Source organism: Streptomyces sp. NPDC043685 (genome assembly GCF_056436585.1).
The window spans coordinates 194,032-209,655 of the sequence record NZ_JBWKCH010000013.1; the positions used below are offsets into that span (position 1 = coordinate 194,032).

18 protein-coding genes are annotated in these 15,624 nt (G+C 71.3%); 10 read left to right on the plus strand and 8 right to left on the minus strand.

Going from position 1 to position 15,624, the window contains the following annotated elements:
- Window positions 1-414 precede the first annotated feature (414 nt).
- Together AC0665_RS34895 and AC0665_RS34900 are read left to right on the plus strand one after the other, a co-directional pair.
- Window positions 415-1,092 (plus strand): response regulator transcription factor, encoded by a 678-nt coding sequence (locus AC0665_RS34895; RefSeq protein WP_030844734.1) that lies wholly within the window; start codon window positions 415-417, stop codon window positions 1,090-1,092.
- A 28-nt stretch (window positions 1,093-1,120) separates the two neighbouring features.
- Window positions 1,121-2,395: an ATP-binding protein gene (locus AC0665_RS34900; RefSeq protein WP_468414255.1), complete on the plus strand. Its 1,275-nt coding sequence runs from the start codon at window positions 1,121-1,123 to the stop codon at window positions 2,393-2,395.
- 11 nt (window positions 2,396-2,406) lie between these two features.
- Here AC0665_RS34900 and AC0665_RS34905 read toward each other — a convergent pair whose 3' ends face one another.
- Together AC0665_RS34905 and AC0665_RS34910 are read right to left on the minus strand one after the other, a co-directional pair.
- On the minus strand, window positions 2,407-2,997 hold the full coding sequence (locus AC0665_RS34905; RefSeq protein ID WP_478609805.1) for a dihydrofolate reductase family protein: 591 nt from the start codon (window positions 2,995-2,997) through the stop codon (window positions 2,407-2,409).
- 89 nt (window positions 2,998-3,086) lie between these two features.
- The gene (locus tag AC0665_RS34910; protein WP_478706549.1) at window positions 3,087-3,476 is read right to left on the minus strand and encodes a VOC family protein; all 390 of its coding nucleotides are present in this window, start codon (window positions 3,474-3,476) and stop codon (window positions 3,087-3,089) included.
- A gap of 158 nt (window positions 3,477-3,634) precedes the next feature.
- Here AC0665_RS34910 and AC0665_RS34915 point away from each other — a divergent pair, with 158 nt between their 5' ends.
- Window positions 3,635-4,282 carry a TetR/AcrR family transcriptional regulator gene (locus AC0665_RS34915; RefSeq protein WP_478609811.1) on the plus strand — a complete coding sequence of 216 codons (648 nt, stop codon included), beginning with the start codon at window positions 3,635-3,637 and terminating at the stop codon, window positions 4,280-4,282.
- 50 nt (window positions 4,283-4,332) lie between these two features.
- Entirely contained in the window at window positions 4,333-4,716 is a 384-nt protein-coding gene (locus AC0665_RS34920; RefSeq protein ID WP_478609813.1) for a VOC family protein, read from the plus strand.
- Window positions 4,717-4,881: 165 nt separating this feature from the next.
- Here the strand turns inward: AC0665_RS34920 and AC0665_RS34925 are convergent, their stop codons facing one another.
- The gene (locus AC0665_RS34925) at window positions 4,882-5,391 is read right to left on the minus strand and encodes a GtrA family protein (protein WP_468414245.1); all 510 of its coding nucleotides are present in this window, start codon (window positions 5,389-5,391) and stop codon (window positions 4,882-4,884) included.
- Between the two features lie 162 nt (window positions 5,392-5,553).
- On the opposite strand from AC0665_RS34925, the gene AC0665_RS34930 reads away from it, so the two are divergent.
- The 3 genes from AC0665_RS34930 to AC0665_RS34940 are packed head-to-tail and all read left to right on the plus strand — an operon-like array spanning window position 5,554 to window position 8,410.
- Window positions 5,554-6,693, plus strand: a complete 1,140-nt coding sequence (locus AC0665_RS34930; protein ID WP_468414243.1) for a 5-(carboxyamino)imidazole ribonucleotide synthase — start codon at window positions 5,554-5,556, stop codon at window positions 6,691-6,693.
- Complete coding sequence (gene purE, locus AC0665_RS34935; protein ID WP_358609999.1) at window positions 6,690-7,217, plus strand: 5-(carboxyamino)imidazole ribonucleotide mutase; 528 nt, start codon at window positions 6,690-6,692, stop codon at window positions 7,215-7,217. Before AC0665_RS34930 ends, purE begins: the two co-directional genes overlap by 4 nt.
- A gap of 5 nt (window positions 7,218-7,222) precedes the next feature.
- Window positions 7,223-8,410 carry a dipeptidase gene (locus tag AC0665_RS34940; protein ID WP_478706550.1) on the plus strand — a complete coding sequence of 396 codons (1,188 nt, stop codon included), beginning with the start codon at window positions 7,223-7,225 and terminating at the stop codon, window positions 8,408-8,410.
- Here the strand turns inward: AC0665_RS34940 and AC0665_RS34945 are convergent.
- Window positions 8,350-8,754: a hypothetical protein gene (locus AC0665_RS34945; RefSeq protein ID WP_478706551.1), complete on the minus strand. Its 405-nt coding sequence runs from the start codon at window positions 8,752-8,754 to the stop codon at window positions 8,350-8,352. The two genes, AC0665_RS34940 and AC0665_RS34945, sit on opposite strands and share 61 nt — an antisense overlap.
- Window positions 8,755-8,823: 69 nt before the next feature.
- Here AC0665_RS34945 and AC0665_RS34950 point away from each other — a divergent pair, with 69 nt between their 5' ends.
- On the plus strand, window positions 8,824-9,957 hold the full coding sequence (locus tag AC0665_RS34950; RefSeq protein ID WP_478706552.1) for a dipeptidase: 1,134 nt from the start codon (window positions 8,824-8,826) through the stop codon (window positions 9,955-9,957).
- Window positions 9,958-10,043: 86 nt separating this feature from the next.
- Here AC0665_RS34950 and AC0665_RS34955 read toward each other — a convergent pair whose 3' ends face one another.
- Complete coding sequence (locus AC0665_RS34955) at window positions 10,044-10,436, minus strand: VOC family protein (protein WP_478509360.1); 393 nt, start codon at window positions 10,434-10,436, stop codon at window positions 10,044-10,046.
- Window positions 10,437-10,450: 14 nt separating this feature from the next.
- Entirely contained in the window at window positions 10,451-10,819 is a 369-nt protein-coding gene (locus tag AC0665_RS34960) for a VOC family protein (RefSeq protein WP_468414235.1), read from the minus strand.
- A 117-nt stretch (window positions 10,820-10,936) separates the two neighbouring features.
- Between AC0665_RS34960 and AC0665_RS34965 the strand changes: the two genes are divergently transcribed.
- The gene (locus AC0665_RS34965) at window positions 10,937-11,443 is read left to right on the plus strand and encodes a CGNR zinc finger domain-containing protein (RefSeq protein ID WP_478706553.1); all 507 of its coding nucleotides are present in this window, start codon (window positions 10,937-10,939) and stop codon (window positions 11,441-11,443) included.
- Between the two features lie 199 nt (window positions 11,444-11,642).
- Here the strand turns inward: AC0665_RS34965 and AC0665_RS34970 are convergent, their stop codons facing one another.
- A complete protein-coding gene (locus AC0665_RS34970) occupies window positions 11,643-12,986 on the minus strand; it encodes a UDP-glucose dehydrogenase family protein (protein WP_478706554.1) in 1,344 nt (447 codons plus the stop codon).
- A 189-nt stretch (window positions 12,987-13,175) separates the two neighbouring features.
- Here AC0665_RS34970 and AC0665_RS34975 point away from each other — a divergent pair, with 189 nt between their 5' ends.
- Window positions 13,176-14,333 carry an acyl-CoA dehydrogenase gene (locus tag AC0665_RS34975; RefSeq protein WP_363119454.1) on the plus strand — a complete coding sequence of 386 codons (1,158 nt, stop codon included), beginning with the start codon at window positions 13,176-13,178 and terminating at the stop codon, window positions 14,331-14,333.
- Between the two features lie 37 nt (window positions 14,334-14,370).
- Here the strand turns inward: AC0665_RS34975 and AC0665_RS34980 are convergent, their stop codons facing one another.
- Window positions 14,371-15,576 carry a phospholipase D-like domain-containing protein gene (locus tag AC0665_RS34980; RefSeq protein WP_478609830.1) on the minus strand — a complete coding sequence of 402 codons (1,206 nt, stop codon included), beginning with the start codon at window positions 15,574-15,576 and terminating at the stop codon, window positions 14,371-14,373.
- Window positions 15,577-15,624: the final 48 nt, after the last annotated feature.

Consider the following 15,624-nt stretch of genomic DNA (forward strand, 5'->3'; position numbering starts at 1 on the left):
GGGTCCGCTCCGGATCACGAAGCGGTGGGCGGTCGCCACCGGGATCCACGCCTCTACGCGCGTCGCCGCACTACGAGGCCCGGCCACAGGTCGTTTCACGTTGGGGGCCGGCGGGAACCGGCCCGCACACAAAAGAGACCTTCAGGGCAAATGGCCTCCGAAGGTCGCCGTGGTGCTACAGGCGTTGAATCACCATACGGCAGGACACCGCCACATATGGAAGACCTTGAGACACGGATCACAGGTGTCGGGGGAACCGCGCGCCTCGTTTCCAAGGTCCTTACCAGGATCGCACCCCACAGACAGAGGTTCGTGCCGCTACCACGGGAACGTGAGAAACGCGCGTGCCCACGGTAAGAATCAAGGCTTCCGGTCACACCCCAGCTCAGGGCGTCGCAGGTCTACCATCACCTCATGACCCGTGTACTGCTCGCCGAGGACGACGCGTCCATCTCGGAGCCGCTGGCCCGCGCTCTGCGCCGGGAGGGCTACGAGGTCGAGGTTCGCGAGGACGGCCCCACCGCTCTCGACGCCGGACTGCAGGGCGGCGTCGACCTGGTCGTGCTCGACCTCGGCCTGCCCGGCATGGACGGCCTGGAGGTGGCCCGCCGCCTGCGGGGCGAAGGCCACGCCATCCCGATCCTCATCCTGACCGCGCGCGCCGACGAGGTGGACACCGTCGTCGGGCTCGACGCGGGCGCCGACGACTACGTCACCAAGCCGTTCCGGCTCGCCGAGCTGCTCGCCCGGGTGCGGGCCCTGCTCCGGCGCGGCGCCTCCGAGCCGCAGCAGCCCCCCGCCACGCACGGCGTGCGCATCGACGTCGAGTCGCACCGCGCCTGGATGGGCGAGGAGGAGCTCCAGCTCACCGCGAAGGAGTTCGACCTGCTGCGGGTGCTGGTGCGCGACGCGGGCCGGGTCGTCACCCGCGACCAGCTGATGCGGGAGGTCTGGGACACCACCTGGTGGTCGTCGACCAAGACCCTCGACATGCACATCTCCTGGCTGCGCAAGAAGCTCGGCGACGACGCCGCCAACCCGCGCTACATCGCCACCGTGCGCGGTGTGGGTTTCCGTTTCGAGAAGAGCTGAGCCGCGGGGCGGGCTCGGGTAACAGGACATGCGTCGCCGACTGATCCAGTCCACGCTCGCCGTGGTGCTCGTCGTGATCGCCGTTTTCGGCGTCTCCCTCGTCATCGTCGAGACCCGGACGATCAGCAACAGCGCCCAGGAACGGGTGGAGTCCGAGGCCGTCCGGCTGGCCAGCATCGTCGACAGCCGGCTCTTCGGGGCGCAGCAGGTCGACGCGGAGGTGCTGCGCCAGCAGGTCACGCAGGACCGCTACTACGCGGTGATCCGCATCCCCGGGGAGGCGCCCATCGAGGTGGGCACGAAGCCCGTCGGGGACGTCATCAGCGCGAGCGCGCCCGGCGAGGAGGGCGAGACGGTCACCGTCCAGGAGCCGCGCTCCTCGGTGACCCGTGAGGTCGGCCGGACGCTGCTGATCATCGCGCTGGTCGCGCTGCTGGCGGTGGTGGCGGCGGTGCTGCTGGCGGTCCGCCAGGCCAACCGGCTGGCGTCGCCCCTGACCGACCTCGCGGAGACGGCCGAGCGCCTCGGCTCGGGCGATCCGCGGCCCCGGCACAAGCGGTACGGAGTGCCCGAGCTGGACCGGGTGGCGGACGTGCTGGACGGCAGCGCCGAGCGCATCGCCCGCATGCTGACCGCCGAACGCCGGCTGGCCGCCGACGCCTCCCACCAGCTGCGCACACCGCTCACGGCCCTGTCGATGCGGCTGGAGGAGATCACCCTCACCGACGACCCGGACACGGTGAAGGAGGAGGCGACGATCGCGCTGACGCAGGTCGAGCGGCTGACGGACGTCGTGGAACGGCTGCTGACGAACTCCCGCGATCCGCGCACCGGCTCCGCCGTCTCCTTCGACCTCGACGAGGTCATCCAGCAGCAGCTCGCCGAGTGGCGGCCGGCGTACCGCAGCGCGGGGCGGGCGATCGTCAGCTCCGGCAAACGGCATCTGCGTGCGGTGGGCACGCCCGGCGCGGTCGCGCAGGTCCTGGCCGCGCTGATCGAGAACTCCCTCATGCACGGCGGCGGCACGGTGGCCCTGCGCACCCGCGTCACCGGCAACCAGGCGGTGATCGAGGTCACGGACGAGGGCCCCGGCGTCCCCGCCGACCTCGGTGCCCGGATCTTCGAGCGGGCGATCAGCGGCCGCAACTCCACGGGCATCGGCCTGGCGGTCGCCCGCGACCTGGCGGAGGCCGACGGGGGCCGCCTGGAGATGCTCCAGACCAAGCCCCCGGTCTTCGGCCTGTTCCTCTCCCGCACCCCGCTGCCCAAGCCCCTGGACGACGAGGAACCGATGGTCCGCTAGGGCCCTCCTCCTCAGCCGCGGCTGTAGGTGAGGAACGCCGCCCCGCTCTCCAGGACGACGTGGTCCGTCAGCTTCCAGGTGCGCGGATCGAAGGCGGCCGTGCGGCCGAAGAGGGGGATCCCGGTGCCGATGGTCAGGGCGCCCAGTTTGACGATCAGCTGGTCGATCTCGGTGTAGAGGGCGCCCGCCAGTTCGCCCCCGCCGATCAGCCAGAGGTCCTTGCCCTCCTCCTGCTTCAGCTCCCGTACCTTCGCCACCGGGTCGCTCGTGACCAGTTCCACGGCCGGGTCGGGGAGCTCGCTCAACGTGGTGGAGAACACCAGGTGCCTCAGGTGCGGGTAGGCGTCGGTGACACCGGCTCGGAGGCCTATCTCGTACGTCTTGCGTCCCTCGAGGACGGTGTCGAAGTGTGTGCCCTCCGCGGTGATCGACAGGGCCTTCCGGGCCGGGGCGGGCAGGGTCTCGGGGTACTCCGCGGCGAGGTGCTGCACATAGTCGCCGGGGATCGGCCAGAAGCCGTCGGGTCCTGTGGGGTCGGCGCCGTCGGGCCCGGCGATGAAGCCGTCGAGGGTGGCGGCGATGTAGTACACGAGCTTGCGCACGGAGGATTCCTGTCGATCGGGTGGCGGACGGCGGGTGATGGACGCGGCGGTCCGGGCGGCGAGCCCGAGATCCTTCGCCGGGAGGGGGGTCAGCCGTGCTCGGGAGCGGCCCACTCGACGAACTGGATGATCACCCCGTTGGGGTCGGTGACCTGGAACAGGCGCTCCCCCCACGGTTCCTGGCGCAAGGGCATGGTGATCCGGACTCCGGCCTCGCGCATCCGCTTTTCCTCCTCCTGAAGGCCGGAGGCGACGGTGAAGGCCAGGATCAGGCCACTGACGCGCTGCTCACGCTGCTCGGGCGGCAGCACCTCGGTCCCGCGGGCGAGCAGGACGACGTCGACCGCGTCCTCGTGCGCCAGGGACACGAAGCCGTCGGCGGCATGCCGGACGGCGTAGCCGAGGTGGGTGGTGAAGAACTCTTGCGACCGGGTGAGGTCGCCGACGGTCAGCGAGACGGTGGAGGCGGTGAACTGCACAGGGCTCCCTGGATGCGGCGGGCTTGGGTGGCTGGGACGGGGGCGTGCAGGAGGCATCTCTCCCCCGTCATGCCGACGTAAATTTACGACGGACGTAAACTTATGGTGGGCTACCTCTACTGTCAACATAAAAATGCTACGAGGATAAGATTGCGCTCATGGCTACCCAGACGCCGGCCTCCGGGGCCGGACTTCGCGAGACGAAGAAGCAGGAGACCCGGCAGCTCATCTCCGACCACGCGACACGGCTGTTCATCGACCAGGGCTTCGAGCGGACGACCATCGCCGAGATCGCCGCCGCCGCCCGCGTCGCCAAGAAGACCGTCACCAACTACTTCCCCCGCAAGGAAGACCTGGCGCTGGACCATCAGGAGCAGTTCGCCGCCTCGCTGGCCCGAGCCGTGGACGCCCGGCACCCCGGGGAATCGGCGCTGGCCGCGCTGCGCCGGGCCTTCGACGACGCCGTCGCCTCCCGGGACCCGGTCGCCGGGTTCTCCGGCCAGGAGTTCGCCCGCATGATCGCCGACAGCCCCACCTTGAGCAGCTGTGTGCGCGGACTCCACGACCAGCGCGCGCACCGCCTCGCCCGGGCGCTCGCCGAGGCCACCGGTGCCCGGCCCGACGACATCACCGTCCGGACCGCCGCGGACCTGCTGGGCAGCGTGCACCGCGTGCTGTTCCAGCGCATCCAGGAGCTCACACTCGCCGGGTACTCCAACGACCGGATCGCCCGGACCGTCGGCGCCGAAGCCGCTCAGGCCTTCGGCCTGCTGGAACCCGCCCTGTCCGACTACGCCATCGCCTAGCGAGTGCGACTCGGTGGCGTCCGGAGGGGAAATCAGGAAGGCTCGCCCGCATGGTGTCGGTAGTGCAGAACGTGGCGATCGACTGTGCGGAGGCCTACGAGCTGGCCCGGTTCTGGAGCGCAGTGACCGGATGTCCGCTGCATCCGGAGGACAAGCCGGGTGATCCCGAGGTTCAGGTGCTGCTGGCGGAGGGCCCAGTGCTGTACTTCAACCAGGTGCCCGAGGCCAAGACGGTCAAGAACCGGATCCATCTGTGTCTGCGTCCGGAGACCTCGCGTGAGCGGGAGGTGGAACGGCTGCTGGGCCTCGGTGCCACCCTTGTCACCGATCGCCGGAATCCCGATGGCTCCGGCTGGGCGGTCCTCGCTGATCCCGAAGGCAACGAATTCTGCGTTCTGCGCAGCGAATCCGACCGAGCCGTCATGACGCCCTGATGCTTGCGCGGCGCATTCGACCGCGTGCCGGGCCTTGCGGTCCTCCGGGTCGAACTTGGGCGGACCCTGGGCGTCGGCCCGGGCCGGCAGCGCGGTGAGGCTCCGCTGCCACGGGCCCGGGGGCGCCCACGCGGGCCGCTCACAGGGGCCCCGGCACCCGCGGGGCTACGGCACCTGCTGCTTCGACTTCGGAGGGCCGGGGGGCTGCTCCCCGCGCAGGGCCGGGGACGGCGACGCGGGTGTCTCGTGGGCGGGGAGCGCGCGGAAGACCCAGGAGCGGTAGGACCAGAAGCGGAACAGGGTCGCGATGCCGATGCCGAGGAACTTGAAGACGTTGTTCTGGAGCGGCGTGTCCCAGCCGAAGCCGTACGTGGCCAGGTACAGCACGCCGTTCTCGATGACCAGGCCGATCGCGCTGAACAGCAGGAACAGGGTCATCTCACGGGTGCGGCGGCTCTTGTCGCGGTCGCGGTAGGTGAAGTAGCGGAAGCCGACGTAGTTGAAGACGATCGCGACGACGGTGGCGACGACGCTCGCGCGCACCACCGGGAGGTCGGTGGTGTGCCGCACCAGGTTGAAGACGACGAGGTTGACCAGCACCCCCGCCCCGCCCACCGCACCGAACTTGGCGACTTCGCGGACGACATGCCGGAGCCGAGAGGCACCATGTCCCATGGTCGTACAGGCCCCCGTCCGTTCGTCGGCGTCAACCCAGCCATGCTAACCACCCGCCCGCGCGATCTTCCTGCGGACGCCGGTGGACGGCCGCCGGGCGTCCGGGAGGCACCGGGGAGGGTGGCAATCCGGCCACCGCGGCGCGGCCGATACCCTGGGGGAGTGACATTCCCGGTAGTCGGCATGGTCGGCGGTGGCCAGCTCGCTCGTATGACACACGAGGCGGGCATCCCGCTCGGCATCAGGTTCAAGCTCCTCAGTGACACCCCGCAGGACTCGGCCGCGCAGGTGGTGAGCGATGTCGTCGTCGGCGACTATCGCGACCTGGACACGCTGCGCGCGTTCGCCCGCGGGTGCGATGTGATCACCTTCGATCACGAACACGTACCCACCGAGCACCTCAAGGCGCTGGAGGCGGACGGCATCCCCGTGCGCCCGGGCCCGGACGCGCTCGTGCACGCCCAGGACAAGGGGGTGATGCGCGCGAAGCTCGACGCGATCGGTGTGCCCTGCCCACGGCACCGGATCGTGACCGACCCGCAGGACGTGGCCGCCTTCGCGGCCGAGGGCGAGGGCTTCCCCGTCGTCCTCAAGACCGTCCGCGGCGGCTACGACGGCAAGGGCGTGTGGGTCGTCGACTCCGTCGAGGAGGCCGCCGACCCCTTCAAGGCCGGTGTCCCCGTCCTCGCCGAGGAGAAGGTCGACTACGTCCGGGAGCTTGCCGCCAACGTCGTACGCTCCCCGCACGGGCAGGCCGTGGCCTACCCGGTGGTCGAGTCGCAGCAGGTGAACGGCGTCTGTGACACGGTCATCGCCCCGGCGCCCGACCTCGACGAGGCCCTGGCGCTCGAGGCCTCGGAGATGGCGCTGAACATCGCCAAGGAACTCGGTGTCGTCGGTCACCTCGCCGTCGAGCTGTTCCAGACCCGCGACGGCCGCATCCTCGTCAACGAGCTCGCGATGCGCCCGCACAACTCCGGCCACTGGTCGATGGACGGCGCCGTCACCAGCCAGTTCGCCAACCACGTGCGAGCCGTGCTGGACCTGCCCCTGGGCGACCCGCGCCCGCGCGCCAAGTGGACCGTGATGGTCAACGTCCTCGGCGGCGACTACCCGGACATGTACTCCGCGTACCTGCACTGCATGGCCCGCGACCCCCAGCTCAAGATCCACATGTACGGCAAGGACGTGAAGCCCGGCCGCAAGGTCGGTCACGTCAACACCTACGGCGACGACCTGGACGACGTGCTGGAGCGCGCCCGTCACGCAGCCGGCTACCTGAGAGGCACCATCACCGAATGAGCCCTGTTGTTGGCATCGTCATGGGGTCGGACTCCGACTGGCCCGTCATGGAGGCCGCCGCGAAGGCCCTCGACGAGTTCGAGATCGCCTACGAGGTCGACGTCGTCTCCGCGCACCGCATGCCGCGCGAGATGGTCGCCTACGGCGAGCAGGCCGACGGCCGAGGGCTCAAGGTGATCATCGCCGGGGCGGGCGGCGCCGCCCACCTGCCCGGCATGCTCGCCTCCGTGACCCCGCTGCCGGTGATCGGCGTGCCCGTGCCGCTGAAGTACCTCGACGGCATGGACAGCCTGCTGTCCATCGTGCAGATGCCGGCCGGCGTCCCGGTCGCCACGGTGTCCGTCGCCGGTGCCCGCAACGCCGGTCTGCTGGCGGCCCGCATCCTCGCCGCGCACGACGAGGACCTGCGCACCCGGATGCGCGAGTTCCAGCAGGAGCTCAACGACCAGGCCACCGAGAAGGGCAAGCGCCTGCGCTCCAAGGTCGAGGGCGCGGGCGGCTTCGGCTTCGGCGCGGGGAAGTGACGGCGATGAGCTCCCAGGAGGCGGCCCGGGAACTCCTCGCCGAGTTCCCGGTCGTCGACGGCCACAACGACCTGCCCTGGGCGCTGCGCGAGCAGGTCCGCTACGACCTCGACGCCCGGGACATCGCCGCCGACCAGAGCGCCCATCTGCACACCGACATCCCCCGGCTGCGCGCGGGCGGGGTCGGCGCGCAGTACTGGTCGGTGTACGTCCGCACGGACGCGCCCGACCCGGTCGCCGCCACCCTCGAACAGATCGACTGCGTACGGCAGTTGCAGGCCCGCCACCCCGAGGACCTGCGTCCCGCGCTCACCGCCGCCGACATGGAGGCCGCGCGCGGGGAGGGGCGTATCGCCTCCCTCATGGGAGCGGAGGGCGGCCACTCCATCGCCAACTCCCTGGGCACCCTGCGCGGTCTGTACGGGCTCGGGGTGCGGTACCTGACCCTCACCCACAACGACAACGTCGACTGGGCGGACTCCGCGACCGACGAGCCGAAGGCCGGGGGCCTGACCGCGTTCGGCCGGGAGGTCGTGCGGGAGATGAACCGGCTCGGCATGCTCGTCGACCTCTCCCATGTGGCGGCGACGACCATGCGGGACGCGCTCGACACGAGCTCCGCCCCGGTGATCTTCTCCCACTCCTCGGCACGCGCCGTGTGCGACCACCCGCGCAACGTACCGGACGACGTCCTGGAGCGGCTGCCCGCCAACGGCGGCATGGCGATGGTGACGTTCGTGCCGAAGTTCGTGCTCCAGGCGGCCGTCGACTGGACCGCCGCGGCGGACGAGAACATGCGCGCCCACGGCTTCCACCCCCTCGACACGACCGCGCCGGCCATGGAGGTGCACCGCGCCTTCGAGGAACGCCACCCGCGCCCGGTCGCCACGGTGTCGACGGTCGCCAACCACCTGGACCACATGCGCGAGGTCGCCGGCGTCGACCACCTCGGCATCGGCGGCGACTACGACGGCACGGCCTTCACCCCCGACGGCCTCGCCGACGTCTCGGGCTACCCGAACCTCCTCGCGGAACTGCTCGACCGCGGCTGGTCCAAGGCCGATCTGGCCAAGCTGACCTGGAAGAACGCGGTCCGGGTCCTGGACGCGGCGCAGGACGTGGCCCGCGGGCTTCAGGCGACGCGGTCCCCGTCCAACGCCACGATCGAGTCGCTGGACGCGCCCGCCGGCTGAGCGTCGAGGGCGGGGTAGCCGGTGTAGCCGGTAGCCCCGCCCACGTACATGAAGTACCGGTCCCGCATCTCGTTCAGCGGCGCCCCCAGCCTGAGCCGGGTCACCAGGTCGGGGTTGGCGATGAAGGGTTGGCCGAGCGCGATCAGATCGGCCCCGGCGGCCAGCAGCGCCTCGGACGCCCGGCGCACCTCCCGCGTGGTGAACCCGTTCAGCACCGGGTTGCCGATGAGCACCCCCGGCCAGGCGGCACGCAGCGTCCGGAACACCTCCGTGTCCGGGTCGGAGCGCACCATGATCGAGGCGGCCCGGCTGCCCTGAGCGCGCCCGTACCCCGAACGCCCCACCCACCAGGAACCGCCCACCGCCGCGTGCGACGGTGACCGTACCTCACGAACGACCGTACGGGAGCCGCCATGGCAGACCTCCAGGACGAGCTGCGCCCCACCGCCGCGGCCGGCCAGTGCGACGACCTGGCCGACCCGTACCCCGAGGAGACCGTCGTCGCGGCGGAGCCCTACGAGCCCGTCTCCGACCCCGACGACGCGCCCATGGCCCGGGCCCACGCCATCCTCGCCGCGCACCCCGTCGCCGACGGCTACAACGGGCTGCCCTGGGCGCTCAAGCGCCTGTCCTGGTACGACCTGGAGGACGGCGAGAGTACCGTCGGCACGGATGTGCCCCGGCTGCGCGGCGGCCATGTGGGCGCGCTGTTCTGGTCGTTGCACCTGCCCGAGGGGCTGGACGGCGACCGGGCCGTCGGCGCCACCCTGGAGCAGCTCGACCTGGCCAAGACCGTCGCCCGGACCTGTGAGGAGGGCCTGCGGCCGGCCCGTACGGCCGGGGAGGTCGCCGACGCCCGCAACTGCGGCCGGGTCGCCGTGCTCCTCGGCCCCGCCGGAGCCGCGGCCGTCGGCGACTCGGTGGGCATCCTGCGCCAGCTGCACCTGCTCGGCCTGCGCGTGCTGACCCTGACCGGGGTGTCCTGGGCGAGCGGGGCGGGGCTGACCCGGTTCGGCGAGGAGGTCGTGCGCGAGATGAACCGGCTCGGCGTGATCGCGGACCTCTCCGGCGCCTCCGCGCCGACCGTCCGCCGGGTCCTGAGCCTGTCCCGCGCGCCGGTGCTGTGCAGCCGTTCCGCCGCCCGCGCGGTCCGGCCCCACCCGGCCAACCTGCCCGACGACCTGCTCGCCGAGCTGGGCGCGGCCAAGGGGCTGTGCCTGGTGCCGCTGACCGCCGAGCAGACCGGCCCGACCGTCCGCGACGTCGCCGACCATCTCGACCACATCCGCGCCGTGGCCGGAGCCCACAGCGTCGGGCTGTCCGGCACCTACGACTGCGGAGCCGCCCACCCCCAGGAACTGGGCGACACCTCCTGCTACCCGCGGCTGATCGCGGAGCTGCTGCGCCGCGGCTGGGAGGAGTCCGATGTGGCCCTGCTGACCTGGGGCAACGTCCAGCGCATCCTGCGCGGCGCCGACTTCACCGCCCGCGCCGCCCAGCAACGCCGGGAGCCGTCGACGGCGACGATCGCGGAGCTGGACGGGTAACCGGCCCGGTCCACGGCGGCCGTCCCCGATCCTGCCGTCCCCGATCCGCCGCCCGTGATCAGTCCTTCCCGGTCAGTCGTGCTCGATCAGTCGTGCTCGATCCGGCACAGGCAGAACGGATGCCCCACCGGGTCGGCGTAGACCCGGAAGTCCTTCTTCTCGTCGTCCTCCTTGTCCAGCACCCGCGCGCCCAGCGCCAGGACCCGCTCCTCCGCCGCGTCGATCTCGTCCCAGGTCGACCCGGCGTCGAAGTCGAGGTGGAACTGCTGGGCGTTGCGGTCGGACCTCGGCCACTCCGGGGCGGTGTAGCCGGGTGAGCGCTGGAAGGCGAGCCGGGGTCCGCCGGGGACGCGCAGCACCACCCACTCGGGGTCGTCGTCCTCCGGCGTGCCGCCGACGACCTGCGCGTAGAAGCGGGCCAGCGCGCGCGGGTCGGGGCAGTCGACGACGACGGAACGGAAACGTGCCACGGCGGACATGGGGCCTCCAGAAGTCAGCAGGCGCAGAGGCAGAACGGGTGCCCGGCCGGGTCGGCGTAAACCCGGAAGGTCCGCTCCCGGTCCTCGGCGTCCAGCGGCTTCGCGCCCAGTGCCAGGACGCCCTTCTCGGCCGCGTCCAGGTCGTCCACCACCAGGTCGAGGTGGAACTGCTGCGAGCCGTCGGGCGACGGCCACTTCGGCGGCACGAACCCGGGGGACGCCTGGAAGGCCAGCGCTCCGCCAGGCACCTTCAGGTCGACCCACTCGTCCTCCCCGTCGGTCTCCACCGTCGGTGTGCCGCCGAGCACCTCGGCGTAGAAACCGGCCAGAGCGCGCGGGTCGGGACAGTCCAGGACGACGACACCCAGCTTGGCGAGAGCCATGACTTCCTCCTCGGGGTGGCTGTTACCCGTATGGGCCGGGTAACCAGTAACCGTTACTGCATGCTCCCGCATTGCCGGTAACCTCGCAAGGGAAAACCCGAGAGGTACGGTCCAGCCATGACGGAGAGATCGCCCGCGCCCGGGGGCCTGGGGCTGGTCGAGGCCCTGGTGAACACCCTGGACATCGAGTCCGGCGCCGACGCGCTGGACACGCCCGAGGGCCGGGCGCGCCTCGGCGTCACCGACGAGGAGACCGACCGGGCCCGCGCCCTTCGCGAGTCCCTGCGCGCGACCCTGCTCGCCCACGCGGGGCACCCGCCGCACCGCGAGGTGACGCCGCTCGGCGATCTCCTGGCCGGGGCCCCGCTCCTCGTCAGGGTCGATCCGGCGGACGGCTCGGCCGCCCTGGCCCCCGCCGACGGCCGCTCGATGCACGCCCGCGTGGCCGCCGCCGTCGCCGAGGCCCTGGTCGCCGGCACCTGGACCCGCCTCAAGGCCTGCGAGGCCGCGGACTGCCACTGGGCCTACTACGACCGCAGCCCGGCCGGCCGGGGCCGCTGGTGCTCGATGCAGGTCTGCGGCGCCCGCGCGAAGATGCGCCGCTACCGGGCCAAGGACGGCTAGACGAGTAGTTCCAATTGCCGGGTTCTCAGACGAGGGAGGGTGTCCGGCATCGGGTTGTGACGACCGATGCCCCTTCCGGGCCGGGAAGCCCGAGCGTGCCCCGGGGCCGGATCCGGTGGGGCACAATGCACGAAGACGCCGGTTCGGCCGACTGAGCCTCGGCCGAACCGGCGTCACCTGTCTTCGCGTCCGCCCGCGCTCAGGCCTTCGGGCGTCCCATCGCCCGGTACGTCCAGCCGGCCTTGCGCCACAGCTCCGGGTCCAGGGCGTTGCGCCCGTCCAGGATGACCCGGACCGCCGCGACCTCGCCGAGGGCCTCGGCGTCCAGCTCGCGGAACTCCCGCCACTCCGTCAGATGCAGCACGATGTCGGCCCCGCGCACGGCCTCCAGCGCCGAGTCGGCGTAGCCGAGCGTCGGGAACACGCTGCGGGCGTTGTCCATGCCCTTGGGGTCGTAGACCGTGACCTGGCCGCCCTGGAGGTGGATCTGCCCGGCGACGTTCAGCGCGGGGGAGTCCCGCACGTCGTCCGAGTCGGGCTTGAAGGTCGCGCCCAGCACCGCCACGCGCTTGCCCAGGAACGGCCCGCCGCCCAGCGCCTGCCGGGCCAGCTCCACCATCTGCCCGCGCTGGCGCATGTTGATCGAGTCGATCTCCCGCAGGAACGTCAGCGCCTGGTCCGCGCCCAGCTCACCGGCGCGCGCCATGAACGCCCGGATGTCCTTCGGCAGACACCCGCCGCCGAAGCCGATCCCGGCCCGCAGGAACTTCCTGCCGATCCGGTCGTCGTAGCCGATCGCCTCCGCGAGCTTGGCCACGTCACCGCCGGCCGCCTCGCACACCTCCGCCATCGCGTTGATGAAGGAGATCTTCGTCGCGAGGAAGGAGTTCGCGGACGTCTTCACCAGCTCCGAGGTCGGGAAGTCCGTCACCACGAACGGCGAGCCCTCGGCGATCGGCGTCGAGTACACCTCGCGCAGCAGCTTCTCGGCCCGCTCGCTGCGCACGCCCACCACGAGACGGTCGGGGTGCAGCGTGTCGTCCACGGCGAAGCCCTCGCGCAGGAACTCCGGGTTCCAGGCCAGCTCCGCGTCCTCACCGGCGGGCGCGTGCGCGGCCAGGTAGGCCGCGAGGCGGTCCGCGGAACCCACCGGCACGGTCGACTTGCCGACGACCAGCGCCGGACCGTGCAGATGCGGGGCGAGGGAGGCGAACGCGGAATCGACGTAGCTCATGTCGCAGGCGTACTCGCCGTGCCGCTGCGGGGTGTTCACACAGACGAAGTGCACATCGCCGAACGCGCCGACCTCGGCCCAGTCCTGGGTGAAGCGCAGCCGGCCGCTGGAGCCCTCGATGCCGGCGACGTGCTTGCGCAGCAGCTCCTCGAGACCCGGCTCGTACATCGGGGCCTCGGCCCGCTCCAGCTTCTCGATCTTCTCGCGCACGACGTCCAGGGCGAGAACCTCGAAGCCCAGTTCGGCCATGGCCGCCGCATGTGTCGCGCCGAGATAACCGGTGCCGATCACGGTGATCTTCAGGGCCATGGGGTGCTCCAGGGGTCTACGGCATGCGGTGCGCGCCCGAGCATATCCGGGGCATGGCGGCGCGCTCTCATGGGCAACTTCTCCGCTGTCGCCTAGCTCACGTATCACTGGGGTGGGCGACCCCATAAACTTTTGATTACTTAACGGTAGTTAGCTTCAGCATCGCAGCGTTTTGGAGCGTGAGAGACCTTGGCCGGATCGGCTGACTTCGACCTGTACCGCCCGTCCGAGGAGCACGACATGCTCCGTGACGCCGTCCGCTCCCTGGCCGAGGCGAAGATCGCGCCGCACGCCGCAGCGGTGGACGAGGAGGCCCGCTTCCCGCGCGAGGCCCTCCAGGCCCTGGTCGCGAACGACCTGCACGCCGTGCACGTACCCGAGGAGTACGGCGGCTCCGGCGCGGACGCGCTGGCCACCGTCATAGTGATCGAGGAGGTCGCCCGCGTGTGCGCCTCCTCCTCCCTCATCCCGGCCGTGAACAAGCTGGGCTCCCTGCCGGTGATCCTCTCCGGCTCCGAGGACCTGAAGAAGAAGTACATGACCCCGCTCGCCAAGGGCGACGGCATGTTCTCGTACTGCCTCTCCGAGCCCGACGCCGGCTCCGACGCCGCCGGCATGAAGACCAGGGCCGTCCGCGACGGCGACTTCTGGGTCCTCAACGGCGTGAAGCGCTGGATCACCAACGCCGGCGAGTCCGAGTACTACACGGTGATGGCCGTCACCGACCCCACCAAGCGCTCCAAGGGCATCTCCGCCTTCGTCGTGGAGAAGTCCGACGAGGGCGTCTCCTTCGGCGCACCGGAGAAGAAGCTCGGCATCAAGGGCTCCCCGACCCGCGAGGTCTACCTCGACAACGTCCGCATCCCCGCCGACCGCATGATCGGCGAGGAGGGCACCGGCTTCGCCACGGCGATGAAGACCCTCGACCACACCCGCATCACCATCGCCGCCCAGGCCCTCGGCATCGCCCAGGGCGCCCTCGACTACGCCAAGGGCTACGTCCAGGAGCGCAAGCAGTTCGGCAAGCCCATCGCCGACTTCCAGGGCATCCAGTTCATGCTCGCCGACATGGCCATGAAGATCTCGGCCGCCCGCGCCCTGACCTACCAGGCCGCCGCAGCCTCCCAGCGCGTCGACGCCGACCTCACCTACCTGGGCGCCGCCGCCAAGTGCTTCGCCTCGGACGTGGCGATGGAGGTCACCACGGACGCCGTCCAGCTCCTCGGCGGGTACGGCTACACGCGCGACTACCCGGTGGAGCGCATGATGCGCGACGCCAAGATCACACAAATATACGAAGGTACGAACCAGGTCCAGCGCATCGTCATGGCGCGCAACCTGCCGTAGCCCCGCCCCGGGGGCCGGCCGCTCCGGCCCCGGCGTTCTACAAGAAGCGGCGGATCGGGGTCACCGCCGCCTCCGCCAGGCGCTCGGGCAGGGGGCGGCGCTTCCAGCGGGACGGGTCGATCGGCTCGCTCCGCTCCCGGTCGGCGTCGAAGTCGGCGTCGAGCCGCGCGGTGAAGTCCTCGTCGAGGACGGCCAGCACGACCTCCTCGTCGTGCTCCATGGAGCGGCGGTTGAAGTTGGTCGAGCCGATCAGGGAGCACACCCCGTCGACCGTGATGATCTTCGTGTGGAGCATGGTCGGCTGGAACTCCCGCACCTCGACACCGGCGTCGACCAGCGTCTGGTAGTGCTGCCGCCCGGCCAGCAGGCACGCCCGCTCGTCGGTGTAGGGGCCGGGGAGCAGGATCTCGACCCGGACCCCGCGGCCGGCCGCCGCGGCCAGGAGGTCGATGAAGTAGGCGTCGGGGGCGAAGTAGGCCGTGGACAGCCGCAGGCGCCGCTCGGCGGAGGTGATCAGGACCCGCAGCACCGTCTGCATGTCCTGCCAGCCGAACGAGGCCGACCCCCGTACGACCTGGACCGTGGCGCGGCCCGGCTGCTCCTGGGCGGTGAAGCGGTCATGGTCGTCGTAGAGGTCGTCGTGGCACTCCGCCCAGTTCTGGGCGAAGGCCGCGGCGATGCCATCCACGGCCGGGCCGCGGACCCGCACATGGGTGTCGCGCCACTCGTCGGGGTTGCGGGCGTCGCCGCACCACTCCTGCGCTATGCCGACGCCCCCGGTGAACGCCGTGTGCTCGTCGGTGACCAGCACCTTGCGGTGGCAGCGGTGGTTCTGCCGCATCGGCGACAGCCGGGTGGGACGGCGGAACCAGGCCACCTGGACACCGGCCTCGTCCATGGCGTCCAGGAGGTCCCGCTCTATCTCCTTGGCCCCGAAGCCGTCCAGCAGCAGCCGCACCCGGACCCCCGAACGGGCCCGCTCGGCCAGGGCCTCGGCGAACTCGTGGGCCACCTCGCCGCGCCAGTACACGAACGTCATCATGTCGACGGTGTGCTCCGCGGCGCGTATCGCGGCCAGCATCGCGGGGAAGATCTCGTCGCCGTTGCGCAGCGGCACGAGCTCGTTGCCCTCGGTCGCGGCGATGCCGATCAGCCGCTCGAGCCGCCTGCGCAGCCGCTGCTTCTGCCCCTCCGGCCCTCTGGGCGACGGCACGGTCCGTTCGTCGTACATCTGCTGCGTCATGGGTGGGTCCTCCCCCTGCACGGTTCGTTCGCCGCCCCCGGCCCGGCG

Excerpts from the sequence above, each read along its gene's own strand:
- AC0665_RS34895 (WP_030844734.1), top strand. The coding sequence starts at position 415 with ATGACCCGTGTACTGCTCGCCGAGGACGACGCGTCCATCTCGGAGCCG.
- AC0665_RS34965 (WP_478706553.1), top strand. The coding sequence starts at position 10,937 with ATGACGGAGAGATCGCCCGCGCCCGGGGGCCTGGGGCTGGTCGAGGCC.
- AC0665_RS34915 (WP_478609811.1), top strand. The coding sequence starts at position 3,635 with ATGGCTACCCAGACGCCGGCCTCCGGGGCCGGACTTCGCGAGACGAAG.
- AC0665_RS34920 (WP_478609813.1), top strand. The coding sequence starts at position 4,333 with ATGGTGTCGGTAGTGCAGAACGTGGCGATCGACTGTGCGGAGGCCTAC.
- AC0665_RS34980 (WP_478609830.1), bottom strand. The coding sequence starts at position 15,576 with ATGACGCAGCAGATGTACGACGAACGGACCGTGCCGTCGCCCAGAGGG.
- AC0665_RS34940 (WP_478706550.1), top strand. The coding sequence starts at position 7,223 with ATGAGCTCCCAGGAGGCGGCCCGGGAACTCCTCGCCGAGTTCCCGGTC.
- AC0665_RS34960 (WP_468414235.1), bottom strand. The coding sequence starts at position 10,819 with ATGGCTCTCGCCAAGCTGGGTGTCGTCGTCCTGGACTGTCCCGACCCG.
- AC0665_RS34925 (WP_468414245.1), bottom strand. The coding sequence starts at position 5,391 with ATGGGACATGGTGCCTCTCGGCTCCGGCATGTCGTCCGCGAAGTCGCC.
- purE (WP_358609999.1), top strand. The coding sequence starts at position 6,690 with ATGAGCCCTGTTGTTGGCATCGTCATGGGGTCGGACTCCGACTGGCCC.
- AC0665_RS34900 (WP_468414255.1), top strand. The coding sequence starts at position 1,121 with ATGCGTCGCCGACTGATCCAGTCCACGCTCGCCGTGGTGCTCGTCGTG.
- AC0665_RS34950 (WP_478706552.1), top strand. The coding sequence starts at position 8,824 with ATGGCAGACCTCCAGGACGAGCTGCGCCCCACCGCCGCGGCCGGCCAG.
- AC0665_RS34970 (WP_478706554.1), bottom strand. The coding sequence starts at position 12,986 with ATGGCCCTGAAGATCACCGTGATCGGCACCGGTTATCTCGGCGCGACA.
- AC0665_RS34955 (WP_478509360.1), bottom strand. The coding sequence starts at position 10,436 with ATGTCCGCCGTGGCACGTTTCCGTTCCGTCGTCGTCGACTGCCCCGAC.